Annotated in this window: 17 protein-coding genes; 10 read left to right on the top strand and 7 right to left on the bottom strand. The window is 40.9% G+C overall.

Translation table 11 applies throughout. The annotated features are described in order from the left end of the window. Positions 1–100: 100 nt before the first annotated feature. Complete coding sequence (locus B3143_RS02985; RefSeq protein ID WP_004780700.1) at positions 101–499, bottom strand: ATP synthase subunit I; 399 nt, start codon at positions 497–499, stop codon at positions 101–103. A gap of 170 nt (positions 500–669) precedes the next feature. Beyond that, entirely contained in the window at positions 670–1,509 is an 840-nt protein-coding gene (locus B3143_RS02980) for a metal ABC transporter solute-binding protein, Zn/Mn family (protein WP_286739469.1), read from the bottom strand. Between the two features lie 145 nt (positions 1,510–1,654). On the opposite strand from B3143_RS02980, the gene B3143_RS02975 reads away from it, so the two are divergent. The 4 genes from B3143_RS02975 to B3143_RS02960 are packed head-to-tail and all read left to right on the top strand — an operon-like array spanning position 1,655 to position 4,194. Beyond that, a complete protein-coding gene (locus tag B3143_RS02975; RefSeq protein WP_286739468.1) occupies positions 1,655–2,152 on the top strand; it encodes a transcriptional repressor in 498 nt (165 codons plus the stop codon). Next, positions 2,134–2,916, top strand: a complete 783-nt coding sequence (gene znuC / locus B3143_RS02970; RefSeq protein ID WP_286739467.1) for a zinc ABC transporter ATP-binding protein ZnuC — start codon at positions 2,134–2,136, stop codon at positions 2,914–2,916. Before B3143_RS02975 ends, znuC begins: the two co-directional genes overlap by 19 nt. A gap of 3 nt (positions 2,917–2,919) precedes the next feature. After that, entirely contained in the window at positions 2,920–3,720 is an 801-nt protein-coding gene (gene znuB, locus B3143_RS02965; RefSeq protein WP_286739466.1) for a zinc ABC transporter permease subunit ZnuB, read from the top strand. 3 nt (positions 3,721–3,723) lie between these two features. Next, on the top strand, positions 3,724–4,194 hold the full coding sequence (locus tag B3143_RS02960) for a DUF523 domain-containing protein (protein WP_286739465.1): 471 nt from the start codon (positions 3,724–3,726) through the stop codon (positions 4,192–4,194). 39 nt (positions 4,195–4,233) lie between these two features. Here B3143_RS02960 and B3143_RS02955 read toward each other — a convergent pair whose 3' ends face one another. Beyond that, the gene (locus B3143_RS02955; RefSeq protein ID WP_125279444.1) at positions 4,234–4,854 is read right to left on the bottom strand and encodes a LysE family transporter; all 621 of its coding nucleotides are present in this window, start codon (positions 4,852–4,854) and stop codon (positions 4,234–4,236) included. 159 nt (positions 4,855–5,013) lie between these two features. Here B3143_RS02955 and B3143_RS02950 point away from each other — a divergent pair, with 159 nt between their 5' ends. Beyond that, positions 5,014–5,934, top strand: a complete 921-nt coding sequence (locus B3143_RS02950; RefSeq protein WP_286739464.1) for a Dyp-type peroxidase — start codon at positions 5,014–5,016, stop codon at positions 5,932–5,934. Positions 5,935–6,003: 69 nt separating this feature from the next. Here the strand turns inward: B3143_RS02950 and B3143_RS02945 are convergent, their stop codons facing one another. From B3143_RS02945 to B3143_RS02930, 4 genes are all read right to left on the bottom strand, one after another. Further along, the gene (locus B3143_RS02945) at positions 6,004–6,396 is read right to left on the bottom strand and encodes a hypothetical protein (RefSeq protein WP_286739463.1); all 393 of its coding nucleotides are present in this window, start codon (positions 6,394–6,396) and stop codon (positions 6,004–6,006) included. Beyond that, a complete protein-coding gene (locus tag B3143_RS02940; RefSeq protein WP_286739462.1) occupies positions 6,393–7,415 on the bottom strand; it encodes a glycoside hydrolase family 19 protein in 1,023 nt (340 codons plus the stop codon). The genes B3143_RS02945 and B3143_RS02940 overlap by 4 nt, the downstream gene beginning before the upstream one ends. Positions 7,416–7,555: 140 nt before the next feature. Then, positions 7,556–8,269 carry a hypothetical protein gene (locus B3143_RS02935; protein WP_333872754.1) on the bottom strand — a complete coding sequence of 238 codons (714 nt, stop codon included), beginning with the start codon at positions 8,267–8,269 and terminating at the stop codon, positions 7,556–7,558. Beyond that, on the bottom strand, positions 8,269–11,127 hold the full coding sequence (locus tag B3143_RS02930) for a type VI secretion system Vgr family protein (RefSeq protein WP_286739461.1): 2,859 nt from the start codon (positions 11,125–11,127) through the stop codon (positions 8,269–8,271). The genes B3143_RS02935 and B3143_RS02930 overlap by 1 nt, the downstream gene beginning before the upstream one ends. Before the next feature lie 273 nt (positions 11,128–11,400). On the opposite strand from B3143_RS02930, the gene B3143_RS02925 reads away from it, so the two are divergent. The 5 genes from B3143_RS02925 to B3143_RS02905 all read left to right on the top strand — a co-directional run. Then, entirely contained in the window at positions 11,401–12,555 is a 1,155-nt protein-coding gene (locus B3143_RS02925; RefSeq protein WP_005233368.1) for a methionine aminotransferase, read from the top strand. A gap of 103 nt (positions 12,556–12,658) precedes the next feature. Then, the gene (locus tag B3143_RS02920) at positions 12,659–14,023 is read left to right on the top strand and encodes an MATE family efflux transporter (RefSeq protein WP_214001821.1); all 1,365 of its coding nucleotides are present in this window, start codon (positions 12,659–12,661) and stop codon (positions 14,021–14,023) included. Positions 14,024–14,185: 162 nt separating this feature from the next. Then, entirely contained in the window at positions 14,186–14,380 is a 195-nt protein-coding gene (locus B3143_RS02915; RefSeq protein ID WP_005233364.1) for a hypothetical protein, read from the top strand. Between the two features lie 97 nt (positions 14,381–14,477). After that, positions 14,478–14,759: an LLM class flavin-dependent oxidoreductase gene (locus B3143_RS02910; RefSeq protein ID WP_228301765.1), complete on the top strand. Its 282-nt coding sequence runs from the start codon at positions 14,478–14,480 to the stop codon at positions 14,757–14,759. Then, a partial coding sequence (locus tag B3143_RS02905; protein WP_286739459.1) for a transposase occupies positions 14,756–14,975 on the top strand: 220 nt, incomplete at its 3' end. The genes B3143_RS02910 and B3143_RS02905, both read left to right, overlap by 4 nt.

Raw genomic sequence — 14,975 nt, 5'->3', positions numbered from 1 at the left:
CACACCTGGTCAATGTCAAAAAACTATAGAACAAACGAATATCGCGTGCTGCTTGATATCTCGCCTGCTCCTAAAAAAACTTTTCAATTTTTTGTTGTGTTTAAACTCGTTTTTGTAGACGTGACACCCAAAAAGGAGCGACCCACGACATGGCTTGAACGAGCATAAAACCACAAAACAACGCAACCGGGGATAACGGCTTGACATTGCTTAAAATTAAAATGAAACCAACAATCACAATTGCAAACTTGCCCATCAGGCCTTTATACATGTTCGAAAGAACCTGCTTAGATGCCCGGGCTCCTGCCGCTCGAAATGATTGCCATGAAAAATAACAACTCGCAAGCCAGCAGACGAACGCCCCCAAAGCGGCACTCAAGGCTAAGGTTGAGTCTTTCACGACCCAGCCAATCAAGGCTGAAACAGGAATCATTAATGCTTGTAAGAGGACTAAAGCTTTCGCTAATCGTCGGTCAATCAAGCGACTAGTTCGGCTCATTATTTATTCACTCACAGCAAGCATGCTTGACAAGTTTAGCTGATGATTATTTTTAATCGCAGGCATTATAGAGTTACACCCCTGAACATGCAATCTTTTCCCGACCTTAGTCGTGTTTTTTTCAACAGATCAAATGCTGGCAAACTAATCAAAACTTGATTATTTTTAAATCATTGATGGGCATTTAACACACATTTACGGGTTTGCTCGGCCAATTTCTGCCAAGCCTGGATAAAGTCCCCTGCCCCACTCATGCTTTCATCGACACTCTGGAATACAATCGGTTTCAGTTTACGGTACTGATTTTCACCAGCATGTGCTTCTGCCAGCAGACACATTTTGCTCTGCACACGACTGTCTTGCAGATACTTGATCTGCGCCACGGTTGGTGACACATGTGGATCATCCGTCAAAGCCCCCATGAACTTCAGGTTCAATGGGCGTTCCAAATACTGATAGGCATCATGATAGGACCAATAAGGTTTAGCTTTACTTGTAGAACTATAACGCTGTGCAGTCAAAAACATGGTTTGGGCAAAGTCACGCGCATTTTTCCAATAGGCCTCCCGATGCTCAGGCAGTTGCTGAGAACGTAGGGCTGCAATAAAGAAACCGATACGTACTGCATTGTTAGGATCGAGCCAGACATGGGTATCGATAGTATCTTTTAAGGCTTGCCCACGTGGATTACGCATTGGCAAAGTGGTCAGAATACCCGAATCTAAAATCGCGATACTTTTATTGTTATTGTTCAACACTTTTGCCAACGGTGCTTCATGTGCCTGCCCTAACCAAATCACCAGACCAGCATCCTGAATCGTTTTCCGGTGTGCCGGGGTCAGGCTGACATCATGACCGCTTTGATTGGCCAATAATAAAGTCGGCTGTTCCACGCCTTGAGTAATGGTCTTAGCAATCAGGTAAATCGGCTGCGTTGAAACCACCAGACTTTGCGACCAGCTAAGGGTGCTGAACAAAGCTAAGCTACACAGGGTAAGGAAACGGAACATGAAGAGAAATCGCTATATAAGGACAAATTTAATAGTGTTATAATATAACAAAATTACAAAAATACCTATGCCCAATCGAAACTCTGGGCACTTCATGTTAAGATTTGAAATCTTTTAATTTTCAGTTTCGCACCTGAGGTGAACTATGGGTTCATGTTCGCACGAACACCACAATGCATTGCACGGCGTACACGACCATCCAAATGTCGCGCAGCGTCTGGCCGAAGCAGAGAGTCTTTGTGCGGCAAGTGGCGCACGCCTCACTCCTTTACGCAAAGAGGTACTGGAACTGATTCTGAATGCAAGCGGCCCGATGGGTGCGTATGATCTGCTGGCACAAATGAAAAATGCCAGCGACCGTCCTGCTGCCCCACCAACGGTGTACCGTACACTCGACTTTTTATTAGAAAAAGGCTTTATTCACCGCCTGACCTCTATTAATGCCTATATTCCCTGCTGTCATCCGCGTGAAGGCCATCAGGCGGCATTCTTGATTTGTACTAAATGTAAAGCCGTAAAAGAAGCATCTGCACAAGGTTTATTAGAACAACTGGATGCCTTGGCGGCTTCAGACGATTTTAGTGCACACCACAGCATTATCGAAATTTCAGGAATCTGTCAGCAGTGTCGCAACAAAGCTTGAATGCATCACCCTTGATCCAGCTTTCCAAGATTTGGGTCAATATTGATGATCGTGACATTTTAAAAGCCATTGATTTCTCTTTGCAGGAGAAAGAGATTGTTACGCTGATTGGTCCGAACGGTGCCGGTAAGTCGACCTTAATAAAGGTCATGCTTGGGATCGTCAAACCGAAATCCGGTGAAATCAAAACGGCGCGCAAGCTGAAATTCTCTTATGTGCCACAGAAATTCAATCCTTCACATAGTTTACCGCTACGTGTCAAAGATCTGTTGGCGTTAGAAAAATGCCCTTCAGCTATTAAAGCTGAAATCATCCGTGATACCGGTATTGCCAAACTGGAAAACTCCAAAGTTCAACAGCTTTCTGGCGGGGAGCGTCAACGTGTATTATTAGCACGCGCTTTACTACGCCAGCCGGATATCTTGGTTCTAGACGAACCCATGCAAGGTCTGGATATCCAATCCGAAGCCGAGCTGTATGAATATGTGCGTAGTCTGCCAGACAAATATGGCTGTGCTATTTTAATGGTCTCGCATGACCTGCAATGGGTAATGCAAGGCACGCATCGTGTGGTATGTCTCAACAAACATATCTGTTGTAGCGGATTACCGGAAAGTGTACAGCAGCATCCAGAATATCAGGCGATCTTTGGTACCAACCGAGTGTTCTACCAGCATCATCATGACCATTGTGCGCATGGTGATTCAGCCACACCATGCCAGCACGATTCACGCCCCCACATTCACCCCGAGCCGGAAGCTTAAGCCATGATGGATTGGTTATCTCTCCTATTACCTGCATGGATTATGGGGACACTCTTGGTATTCCTGACAGCACCACTCGGCTGTCTGATGCTGTGGCGTCGTATGTCTTTCTTTGCAGATACGATGGCACATGGCACTTTGCTCGGTGTTGCGATTGCTGGTGCGATGAGCCTGCCACTCTGGATGGGTGTCAGCTTTATTGCAGTCTTATTGGTCGCTGTACTTTGGGTACTGTATGACCCGCGTTTGCCGAATGATGCATTGTTGGCACTCTGCTCAGCAACCCTGCTCTGTTCAGGCCTACTATTCATTCAGCATTTACCGAGTTTAAGACCGGAACTGCTGAGTTATTTATTTGGTGATCTACTCACTATTTCATGGACAGATCTTCCTACTTTTGCCGTTGTGATTATCTTGGCATTGGCCGTTCTGTATAAAAGTTGGCAGGCGCAAATCCAAATTGCAATTGATCCTGATATGGCGATCAGTGAAGGGGTGAATGCAAAACTGCAACGTCTGATCTTTATGCTCTTATTGGCATTGTTTACTGTATTAGCATTACGTGCGGTCGGTTCTCTTTTGATGGGTGCATTGCTGGTGATTCCAGCTTTGACGGCTCGCCTACTGGCAAATTCTCCTCGTCAAATGGTGATCTGGGCTTTTGTGATTGCACAAATTGGTGTGACAGTCGGGCTCTGGTCAAGTGCAGGTCTGAATACGTCAACAGGTCTGACCATTGTGCTGACTATGTCAGTGCTGTTTGCCGCTATTTTTATCCTGCAGAGGTTTAAAAAACTGGCTTAAGGCATGGCAGACAAATTTTATCTAATTAGTGCCTGCTTGCTCGGACACAAGGTCCGTTATGATGGCCGCGACTGTCTGGTAAAAGAGTTGGTCGATCATTTGCTACCAAATCAATATGTCACGATTTGCCCTGAAGTCAGTGGTGGTTTGCCTATCCCCCGGCCCTCAGCAGAAATTCAAGGCGGTACAGGATTAGAAGTTCTTAAAAGTTTAGCTCAAGTAACAGATATTCAAGGACAGGATGTATCTACTGCTTTTATACAGGGAGCTTATGCTGCCTTGGAGCTAGCACAGAAATTTCAAGTCACCCATGCTGTCTTAAAAGCCAATAGTCCATCTTGCGGCAGCAAGCTGATTTATGATGGTTCATTTACTGGAAATAAAATTCAGGGTGATGGCGTGACGGCTGCATTATTTAAACAGCATGATATTGAGGTCATGACTGAAGATGAATTTTTACAGATGATTCTTTAAGAGATCGTTGAATTCCCTCTCCTTTAAGGAGAGGTTTCCCTACTGATGCACCAAACTCAATAAAAACGCAGCTCCAGCGAACAAGCTGGCAAAAGTTCGATTCATGACTTTCTGCTGTTTTGGCGATTTCAGAAGGCGCAAAACCTTGGCAGCTAGACCGGTATAACCTGCCATCACAATCAGATCAATCGTCACCATGGTCGCAGCCATAATCACATATTGAATCCATTGCGGTTTAGATAAGTCCAGAAATTGCGGCAATACTGCCAGCAAAAATACAATTGCCTTGGGATTACTCATATTGACTAGAAAACCGTGGATGACGAGTTTCCCAGCTGATTTTCGTGCGAGTTCATGTTTAATTTCAATCGACTGCGCCGGTGCTTTCCACTGCAAAAAGGCCAGATACAATAAATAGGCAACCCCAAACCATTTCACTGCAAGAAATGCCCAAGGTGTAGTCGCGAACAATACTCCTGCCCCGGCAGCCACAATGGCAATTTGAACCAATAGGGCGAGTTGCAGGCCGAGCGCATTCCAGTATCCATGTCGGAAGCCATAATTTAGTCCGCTCGACATCGAAGCAATAGCACCCGCACCTGGTGAAATACTGATCACCCAACAGGCTAACATATAAGCAAACCAGACTTGATAGGACATGGAGATTTAACTCATTCAAATTCAAGATCTAATTATATGACTTTTCCAATATTTTCAGCCAAAAAAATTGCTTAAACATCAGACTGCATACTATTCACTCTATAGCGCTTCAGGCACAATAGCAGGATTGGATACAGAAATTTATTACAGGAGCCATGAATGACAGCCCAATCTGTAATTTTGCCATTACCTTCAGATCATGCTCGCTTTATTGTTTTACGCCTGAAAGATCTCAGTATTGAAGATTTTAAGGAACGATTAGAACAGCTCTTTACTACACGCGATCGCCTGATTACCCAACATCCGAATGCGCAAATTAAAACGGCTGTCGCTTTTGGTCCTGAGCTCTGGTCAAAACTGTATGAACAGGTACCTGCTGGTTTTAAACAATTAGAGCCAATTCAAGGTTCATTTCATATGCCTGTGGTTCCCGCTGATGTACTGATTCATATTGCCAGTGCGCGTGCCGATATCTGTTTCGCCTTGAGTCATTCTTTCTTCGAAGGTATTCGCGATCAGGTTGAAGTACTAGATGAGCGTGTTTGCTTCCGTTACTTTGATGGCCGCGATATTACCGGTTTCATCGATGGGACTGAAAATCCACAATTTCCGGATGATCGAGCTGAAGTGGCTTTACTCGGTGAAGATGCTGGTATTTTCCAAGACGGTTCATTCATTTTTGCACAGCGTTATGCGCATAACCTGGATAAATGGAAAAAACTCAAAGTCGATGCTCAAGAACAAGTGATGGGTCGTACCAAACTTGAATCGATTGAGCTCGAGGATAAGGTAAAACCTGCCAATGCGCATATCGCTCGTACTGTTGTTGAAGATGAGGAAGGCGAGGAAATGGAAATTCTACGTCACTCTCTGCCTTATGGAGATGGTCGTGGTGACCAAGGCCTATTCTTCATTGCTTATACCAAAGACCTGAAAATCATTGATGCCATGTTAGTGCGTATGTTTGGTACATCAGGCGATGGGATCCATGACCGCTTGCTACATTTCGTGACTCCAATGGATGGTGCGTATTACTTTGCACCAAGTGAGGAGTTGCTAGAAGATGTTTTGGAAGGGTAAATAATAGGGCTAATTGATATCAATTAGCCCTAATCTTTTTAATTTACTATCATCAATTGCATATCTTAATTAAATACAATTTATACCTTTAATTCTTAAATCATTTTTTTCAAAGAAAGTTTTTTTCTTAGTTTTTAAACTAAAATATTCCACATTATAAAGAAGATAACCTTGTGACATGAAAGTATATTTCCCTGTTATTTTTCCATTAATAATTTCATTCATAGTTCTATAAATTTCTGGTTTAGCATTATCTCCCATATCAATACTTTTTTCTTTTATAGGTTTTGAAATTTTAATATTTTTTAAATAGGGATAATATTTTATAGAATCAATTTCGGGATAACGACTAGAAACTAATAGAATTGATTTATTATCACTTGCCAAGCAATAGTATTTTTCATTAGATTGAACATTTGAACATGAAGTTAGAGCAAAAAATATGGCGATAATTTTCTTCATAATTCTTTTATTCTCTTTTTAGCTAATAATTTTGCAGAATTTGCAGTGTAACCATATCTCTTTCTACTAACTTTATTACCTTTTTTATCTTTAGTATATCCAAAAGGAAACTCTTTATCTTTACTCATTTCTAGAAATCTCTGATATCCTTTTTTGGCTTCTTCAGCACTTTTTAATTTTCCTTTTTTATATCCCTTAGGATCATTCCATAATCCCCACCCAAAACTTTCTCCTATTTTATTAGCATAAATATAACTATTTTCAAATTTTGTATAATAATCAAGATTAGCTACTACTTTTTCATCTAAGTTTCTACATTTCTTTATATTAAAAGCTGCTATAGCTCTTTTATGATATTTTTCTCTATCATCAAATCCATTATATCCTCCGTTAATTAATGCACAAGTTGCTATTAGATCATTATTAATTGCATGAGGAGTTAAATTACCAGCTTTAGAATGATGCCAATACCAAACTGCAGAACCTACAGTATGTTGTTTTTCTCTAGCAATTCTATGCCTATTATTTCCTAAAAAATTTTCATTCACTGCCAACCCATATGATTCATAATTAGTTTTATAAGTTATTTGTATTAATCCCCTTCCTTTATAACCATCATAAACTTCACTTTCAGATTTACCAGCTAATCCTTCTTCCATTAGAGAATAGCTTGCAGTTTCATGCAGTGTATGTGCTATAAAATGGGCTTTTTCCAAACAGTTATTCATATTAAGTTTTTTAAACTGTTGATTTAAATATTTAAGAAAGCTTATAGCTGTAACACTAGTTGTTACTTTTTTGAATTCTTCTTCCATAATATCTCTATTACAGGCACATTCATTAACTTTTAAGTCCTTTTCTATTTCGGGTTTATTTACTGAGGTTTGGCCTCCTGTTATATCCACATCTAATTCCAATTTATTAGAATCTTCTTTCATTCTTTTAGAGTAATAATTATTGGCTTCTAAAGGCTTTCCATCTGGTTTAAATACTGTAATCTTTACTTTTTCTCCAACCATACTTTGAAGTGAAAATTTTCCATTAGAAGTATTTGAAACTTTCTTTATTCCACTTTCTAAAGGCTTTGTTGCATAAATATGTAAGCATCTGATTTAAATAAATTTAATTTTGGATCAAAAAATAATCAAAACCTTTAAAATCATATAGTTATGAAATCTTTGTGCAACAAAGCCCTTTCTAAATACAAGATTTCAATTTTAGTATTTTCAATATTGTAGTCATTTCCTAACCTGTCTACTATTTTGAAATTTGAGAGACTTTTAAAATTTTCATAAGGTTCATCTAGTTTAATTATTATTGGTATTTGGGATCCATTCCCAGAGTTAACAGAACTTTTTAAAATAAATTCATCATTCGAAGTTAAAACCAAAATTTCAATATCTCGATTAGGTGAAGATAGGACTTCTACAATGCCCTGTTCATTTGAATTACGCTCAAATGACTTTTGACTTCCTTTAGGACGAGAGGTTACTGGGAAATTTATCAGGATTTTCTCTTTATTATCTATAATTTTAAATAAAGTTGTCACTATACCTTTTGAAGTAGTGGTAACTTTTTTCTGTTGATATTGCTCTATACTTTTAGGTAAAGGTACTTTTACAGGGTCTTTTCTAGAAGAAACTATTGAAGAATTAATAGTTTTAACAACAACATAATCTTTGGTATTAGGTGGTTGGGCTAGAATTTCTACAGTTCGATTCGGTGAAGCATGAAAGATAAATAGACCGTCTTGATCTGTCTTATTGATGTTCTCTCTAGATGAACCTTTATAGCGTGATTTTACCTTTAAATTGATGACATACTTCCCTGATGCATCATAAAGTTTGGATGTAATAGTGACTAACTGACTCATTACTCAGTATCCTCTTTAGTGTATACCTCATCCTCAATTTCCTCATCTTCTAGGTCCTCCAATAACTCATCGATATCCTCTTTATTTAGTTCTTGACGTAGATATGTTTGACAAGAATTAAACCCAAAAGCTATAAAATCTGTTTTTTGAGAGGTATAGAACCGTAGACTACTTATTTGATTTACTTCATTTAGCAGGGATTTTTTGCTTTTAATTAATGTTCCCTCCTTCTTATCAACAATGAAAATTTCTTTTTCTCTTTCACAGGCAGTATTCCATTGATAATTAATTCGATTACTAAACAAAGTTTCCATTTTTGGTAGACTTATTTTTTGTTCAATAATATTTTGACCTTCTTTAAATATATGCTGCCCCGCTTTACACTCAAACTTCCCACCTGTTACTCCAAATACACCTTGTCCATTAATCTTTAACTGAGATCCACCGGCAGTAAGCACAATTTCTTTAGGGCTTATAATTTCAATTCGATCTTCAGTTGAAATAATTTTTATTTTTTGACGAGCAATTGTTTCTATTGCGTCATCTTGTGCCTGGAGTTCGACCTTCCCCTTTGCCGCAACGGCTTTTAATCCTTGTTGGGCTGCAAATAAACTGATCTTGTCCTGAGCGTGAGCAATCAAAGATTTCTGTGTGGAAAAATTAATATTATCCGCAGCACTGTGGTTAATCTGCTGATCAGCTGAAAGATACAGATCTTCATTAGTTGAGAGTACAATTGAATTCGGTGCACACAGCAGCATTAAAGCTTGTTTGAAAGTTTCAGCCTTGCTTTGATCTTGCTGTTCAATCTGATCCAGAAATTTTTTTAGATGATCTAACCGTTCTAAGGGGTCTGTTTGCTGATTTTTGGCAATCTCACTTAAAGCCTTACTATGATTCAAATTTGATTCAAGCTGGCTTTTCGCAGGACTGGTATTTAAGTGATTAGCATTGGCATTTTCTTGTTTATAGGTAGAAAGAAGCAAGCCAGCTCCCGCTCTAAGTGCTCCCCATCGATCTGTTCTTAACTCAAAGCCCTCACCACGCCCGTCGCTAGCCTCATCTTCTTTTGGATGACTTAGATTTCCTAAATTTAGCTGACTGGCCCCATGACTACTTTGCAGCTGTGCACTAATCTGTCCAGTTGTATCATCGAAGCGAATCTGGTTAAAACCTTCGCCATCCACCTCTTGAGAACGGATACCACTTAGTTTTTTAGTGAATGGCAACTGCCCCTTCTTATCAAACATAGTTTGATAACGTTCAGCTTCATGAATACGTCCAACAATAAAGGGGCGATCAATATCCCCTTCGAAGAAATCAATCACTACGATTTCCCCGATACGTGGCTGGAATCGGGCGCCATAACCTTTACCTGCCCATGGCGTTAGCACATCTACCCAGGCCGAATCAGTGTCATTATCATTGGCACCAGCACCACCATCATGCTGATGATCTTCACTACGGGTAAACAAAAAACGGACCTTCACACGTCCCCATTCATCGACATAAATAGTCTCACCTTCAGGCCCTACTACTTTCGCCCGTTGTGGATAGGCCATAGGCCGATGTTGTAGTGGATGATATTTTGGTATTACAGGAATATCTCGACGAATTAAATACAGCTCATTACCTTGTCTCTCATCATCCAGAACTTTCCAGTGACTGGACTGCATGAGCTGATCCAGCTGTAGCAAAAGATCTTTCGGTAAATTATTTTGGTTATAGAAGTGTTTGCCCAAAATTAAAAATTCACGCTCATTGTGCGGATGTTGATCAATTTCGGGATGGTCATGCAGTTCAAACCAGTAACCGACTTGGGCATCACGAACACTACTGCTGGCCTTAAAATATTTGGACTGCATGGCATGATAGTGACTAAGTTGCTGACTGAGTTGATCCAGTTGAGCTGGACTGGATGATGTAGCCTGATCTTCTCTCTTTAGGTCACTGGTCCAAGCTGGACTGATGTTCCAGACATCTTCCAGACTTAAACTGGTATGATCCTGAACACTACTTTGCTGAATATTCACTAACTGCTGGTTTTGCTCCTGCTCCAGATCTATAGCTTGCCAGCGTTGCAATGCAACACTATTTGGTACAAGTTGTCGCTCAGCAATTAGGCTGGTGATAGTATCGAATTGCTCAGTTGCATGACTGCGATGGAAGCGGATGGAACGGCGTTTTAAGGCTTGAAAATATTGCTGCCCATTAACAAGACGCAGGACTTGTGGCTGAATGGTTTGAGCTGAGATTGGAATAATTAATTCCTTTTCATCAATCAGCCAGTTAATACCCTCACTACGCCATAAGCGGGTCAGAAAATCATAATCACTTTCATTGGACTGTATGACCAATGGCCGTACATCATATTCACGATTTAGTCCGGAAAGATCCAAACTTAAACTTTTCGCAAATAAGCCACTTCGCTTTTGCCATTCAGTAAACAGAATCTCACTAATCGCTTTGATACTTTTATTCAAAAACACACGGCTATTACGGCGTTTATGCCAAAGTGAAGTCGCATCTTCGAGAGTCAGCTGATAGACACTTAAAGCACCATCGCTATGCCCCTGTTTAGCTGCAGTAATAATACCTGTAGTCCGGAAAAGCTTACCTTGATCAGTGACCTGATCAACAGCAACCTGACAGCCAATAAACTGCTTTAAGGCAATATAGGGATGGGTGGATAAACAAAGTAATTCAGCATGTAGTCCCTCATTGATCCAGTGCCTGCCTTCAATACGCTGAATCAGGACCTGAGAATTTAAAATTTCATTGGAAAATCGGAGATGAAGTGCACGCTTCTGTGAGCTTAGACCCAAGCCTTCAAGCACCGTATAAATACTCTGTAGCATTTTATAATTATTATTTGAGGTTATTTTTATCGCACTGATTTTAGGGAATAAGCTTAGAACAATCCATCTTGGTATTTATTTCACATGAATTAACCACGAATAGCCTTACCCTGACCTTATATTCTCTATGCTTATGAAATAGAAGATGTATTCTGTTTCAACCTTTTCGATTTTTCTGATTATTTGCTGATTCACTTACTGCTACACTGAAAGCCGAATACTTTATATCTCCTACATCATCCTCGATTACAGGATAAGCCAGAGGCCAAGGACATGCTTGAGTTACATTCTAAACTTCCCAATCTGGGCGTTACTATTTTTAGTACCATGTCGGCCTTGGCACAAAAACTCGGGGCAATTAACCTGTCACAAGGTTTTCCAGATTTTCCTGCTCCACCACAATTGATTGAAGCCCTCAGTCGGGCGGTTGAAAATGGTTTTAATCAATATGCACCGGGTGATGGTTTACCAGTATTACGTGGGCTGGTCGCTGATCTTTATCAGCATCGTGACCGGCTCACTCTAGATCCGGTAGATGAAATCACCATTACTCCTGGTGCAACGATTGCAATCTTCTGTGCAATTCAGGCAACGGTACGAGCAGGTGAAGAAGTCATTATTTTTGATCCCAGTTATGACAGCTATGCGCCAAGCGTGAAGCTGGTCGGTGCCAAACCGGTACATATCGCTCTAGAATATCCTGGTTTTTCTGTGGACTGGAATAAGGTCAAAGATGCAATCAATGACCGTACCCGCATGATTGTAGTGAATACACCGCATAATCCCACCGGAACGGTATGGACAGAGCAAGACTGGCAGCAGCTGATTGAACTGATTTGTGATCGTAATATCGTGGTTCTGTCCGATGAAGTCTATGAACATCTGGTATTTGATGAAGTTCGTCATCATTCTGCAGCATCATTTCCGGAACTCCGTGAACGCAGTTTTGTGATTGGTTCTTTTGGTAAAACCTTTCATGTGACCGGCTGGAAAACCGGTTTCTGTGTTGCACCACCAGCCTTAATGCAGATGTTCAGACAGATTTACCAGTTTGTCAGCTTCTGTGGCGTGACCCCAATTCAGGTGGCTCTGACCGAATATATGCAACTACATTCTGAACATATTCATGAGCTGTCCGGTTTTTATCAGGCCAAACGGGATCTGTTTAATCATGCACTGACAGATTCCCGTTTTCACTGGACGCCGTCACAAGGCACCTATTTCCAGAATCTGGATTACAGTGAAATTCGTCCTGATCTGGATGCACTGTCGATGTGTCACTATCTGGCGGAACAACACGGTGTTGTGGCGATTCCGGTATCAGCGTTTTATCAGGAGCCGCCTAAAGATTTACACTTATTGCGCTTCTGCTTTGCCAAAAAAGATGAAACCTTGATAGAAGCAGCACATATTCTTTCCAAAGTTTAAAAAAATAGACTTATTGGTTACTGAAAAGCTAAAGCGTTCTTGATGCTGATCAAGGATAATTTAGTCCTGATAAATATATGAAAAATCAAGAACAGGATGTCATATGGCACAGCAAGCATTGGTTCACCAGCAGAATTTATGGAAAACATTTTTTATTTTCCTGTTACCGCTGGTGGTTACCAACATCCTGCAAAGCCTGTCCGGTACGATTAATACTGTTTTTGTGGGGCAAATGTTGGGCGTGCAAGCGATTGCTGCAGTTGCAGTATTTTTCCCGATTCTGTTCTGTCTGATGGCCTTTGTGATTGGTCTCTCTGCAGGTTCTACGGTTCTGGTAGGACAAGCTTGGGGTGCCAGAAATCTTGAAAAAGTGCGCTGTGTAGTTGGCTCTACCCTGTTTATGACGTTGATTGGTGGCAGCCTGATTGCCCTATTGGGTGTATTTTTTGCTGAAAATATCTTGCAATTATTAGGTACAGATCCGGATGTGATGCACCTGTCTTTACCTTATGTACAATGGATGCTGGCTGGTAGTCCTCTGATTTTTATTTATATTATTTATACTTCAATTTTACGCGGGGTTGGAGACAGTACTACGCCACTGTTTGCCTCTGCCCTAACGATTGGTGTAGGCTTGGTAGTGACACCGGTCCTGATCGCGGGTTATTTTGGTTTTCCTAAGATGGGGATCATCTCTCCAGCAATTGCAACCATTCTGGGTAACTTGGCTGTACTGTTATTTCTTATTCTCTATTTAAATTATAAACGTCACCCTCTAAAACCAGACTGGGCTTTAATCAAAGATATTCGTCATCAGCCCCAGCTCAGCAAGATTATCCTGCGCTTAGGTATTCCAACCGGGGTTCAAATGGTCACAACTTCAGTCGCTGGTCTGGTCATTGTGGGTCTGGTCAACCGTTATGGTGCAGAAGCGACGGCGGCCTATGGTGCCGTGAATCAGGTACTGAATTATATTCAGTTCCCTGCTCTTTCTATTGCCATTGCAGCTTCAGTCTTTGGGGCACAGGCCATTGGTGCTGGTAAAAATGATTTGCTCAATAAAGTGACTCGAACTGCCTTAAGTATGAATATCTTGTTCACAGGTAGTCTGGTAATTCTAGCTTATCTGTTTTCTAAATATCTCATGGCTTTGTTTATCACTGACCCGCAGGTCGTGGTCCTAGGTCAGCAACTTCTCTTCATTGTCTTATGGTCGATTCTGTTCTTTGGTGCTAGCGCAATTTTTGCTTCGATCATGCGGGCCAGTGGCACAGTGACAGTCCCGATGTTGATCAATATCATTGCCATTATTGGCATTGAAGTACCAGCTGCCTATATGTTCAGCCGCTGGTGGGGTTTACAAGGGATTTGGTATGGTTATGCCTTGGCATTTGTCTGTCTTTGTATTATGCAAGGCTTGTATTACCAGTTTATCTGGAAGAAAAAAACCATCGAGGCACTGGTTTAATCTTCCAGCTTGGACTACTGGATAAACCTTAGCAAAGCACCTCTAAATAGCGTATTTCCTGCTTAATCCATATTTTTTATATGGATTCATTTTTATTATATTTTTCAGCCATGAAGATCCTTGTTATAAGCAGTGTATTGTATAAAAACACAAGGTCTTCTCATGGCTAAACGACAAATTAAACTGGGTGCTTTTATTCCAACGACTTCGCAACATGCGGCAGGTTGGTGCCATCCTGAATCTCGTCCTCAGGAGCATTTAAGCATCGATTATGCGATTGAATTGGCGAAAACTGCTGAACGCGGCCTGTTTGATGCTTATTTCCTTGCAGATGGTCTGGGACTCCTAGGAAGATGATGCATTCCTCTATGACAAAGAAAACGGTCATTTCTTTGATGCATCTAAACAGTACGAACCACTTCATAGTGGCAAATATTTTAATGTCCAAGGTGCACTGAATGTCCCTCGTCCGCCACAGGGCTATCCAGTGATTGTTCAGGCAGGTCAGTCTGAAGATGGACGTGAACTGGCCGCCAAATATGCCGAAGTGATTTTTACCGCCCAGCAAAGTTTAGCTGATGCTCGAGCCTTCTACCGTGATGTCAAAGGGCGCCTGGCTAAATATGGCCGTCATCCGGATGATCTAAAAGTAATGCCGGGGGTTTCTGTCTTTGTGGCGGCTTTGTTGCATAAACCTAGCCTAGAAAGATTATTCAGTCCTATAATTTCAATATGAATAAACCTGCTCCTAAAATCTATCGTACAACTAACTGGTCTTCCTACAATCGTGCCCTCATTAACCGAGGTAATATTTCCATTTGGTTTGATCCAAACACTCAGTGGTATGCACAACCACAAGGCAAGCAAGGTCGAAATCAAACTTACTCTGATACCGCTACTCAATGCTGTTTAATGATCAAATCTCTATTCAAACTCTCTTTACGCATGGTCA

Origin of the sequence: Acinetobacter sp. UBA1496 (assembly GCF_002324975.1) — a bacterium.
GTDB classification, from domain to species: Bacteria; Pseudomonadota; Gammaproteobacteria; order Pseudomonadales; family Moraxellaceae; genus Acinetobacter; species Acinetobacter variabilis.
The sequence above is the reverse complement of the archived record's forward strand: the minus strand, read 5'-3'. Positions and strand labels throughout refer to the sequence as shown.

Bases quoted from the DNA above. Each gene is read 5' to 3' on its own strand.
- B3143_RS02955 (WP_125279444.1), bottom strand. From the start codon at position 4,854: ATGTCCTATCAAGTCTGGTTTGCTTATATGTTAGCCTGTTGGGTGATC.
- B3143_RS02985 (WP_004780700.1), bottom strand. From the start codon at position 499: ATGAGCCGAACTAGTCGCTTGATTGACCGACGATTAGCGAAAGCTTTA.
- B3143_RS02915 (WP_005233364.1), top strand. From the start codon at position 14,186: ATGGCTAAACGACAAATTAAACTGGGTGCTTTTATTCCAACGACTTCG.
- B3143_RS02975 (WP_286739468.1), top strand. From the start codon at position 1,655: ATGGGTTCATGTTCGCACGAACACCACAATGCATTGCACGGCGTACAC.
- B3143_RS02935 (WP_333872754.1), bottom strand. From the start codon at position 8,269: ATGAGTCAGTTAGTCACTATTACATCCAAACTTTATGATGCATCAGGG.
- B3143_RS02960 (WP_286739465.1), top strand. From the start codon at position 3,724: ATGGCAGACAAATTTTATCTAATTAGTGCCTGCTTGCTCGGACACAAG.
- znuB (WP_286739466.1), top strand. From the start codon at position 2,920: ATGATGGATTGGTTATCTCTCCTATTACCTGCATGGATTATGGGGACA.
- B3143_RS02945 (WP_286739463.1), bottom strand. From the start codon at position 6,396: ATGAAGAAAATTATCGCCATATTTTTTGCTCTAACTTCATGTTCAAAT.
- B3143_RS02925 (WP_005233368.1), top strand. From the start codon at position 11,401: ATGCTTGAGTTACATTCTAAACTTCCCAATCTGGGCGTTACTATTTTT.
- B3143_RS02940 (WP_286739462.1), bottom strand. From the start codon at position 7,415: ATGGTTGGAGAAAAAGTAAAGATTACAGTATTTAAACCAGATGGAAAG.
- B3143_RS02930 (WP_286739461.1), bottom strand. From the start codon at position 11,127: ATGCTACAGAGTATTTATACGGTGCTTGAAGGCTTGGGTCTAAGCTCA.
- B3143_RS02920 (WP_214001821.1), top strand. From the start codon at position 12,659: ATGGCACAGCAAGCATTGGTTCACCAGCAGAATTTATGGAAAACATTT.
- B3143_RS02980 (WP_286739469.1), bottom strand. From the start codon at position 1,509: ATGTTCCGTTTCCTTACCCTGTGTAGCTTAGCTTTGTTCAGCACCCTT.
- B3143_RS02950 (WP_286739464.1), top strand. From the start codon at position 5,014: ATGACAGCCCAATCTGTAATTTTGCCATTACCTTCAGATCATGCTCGC.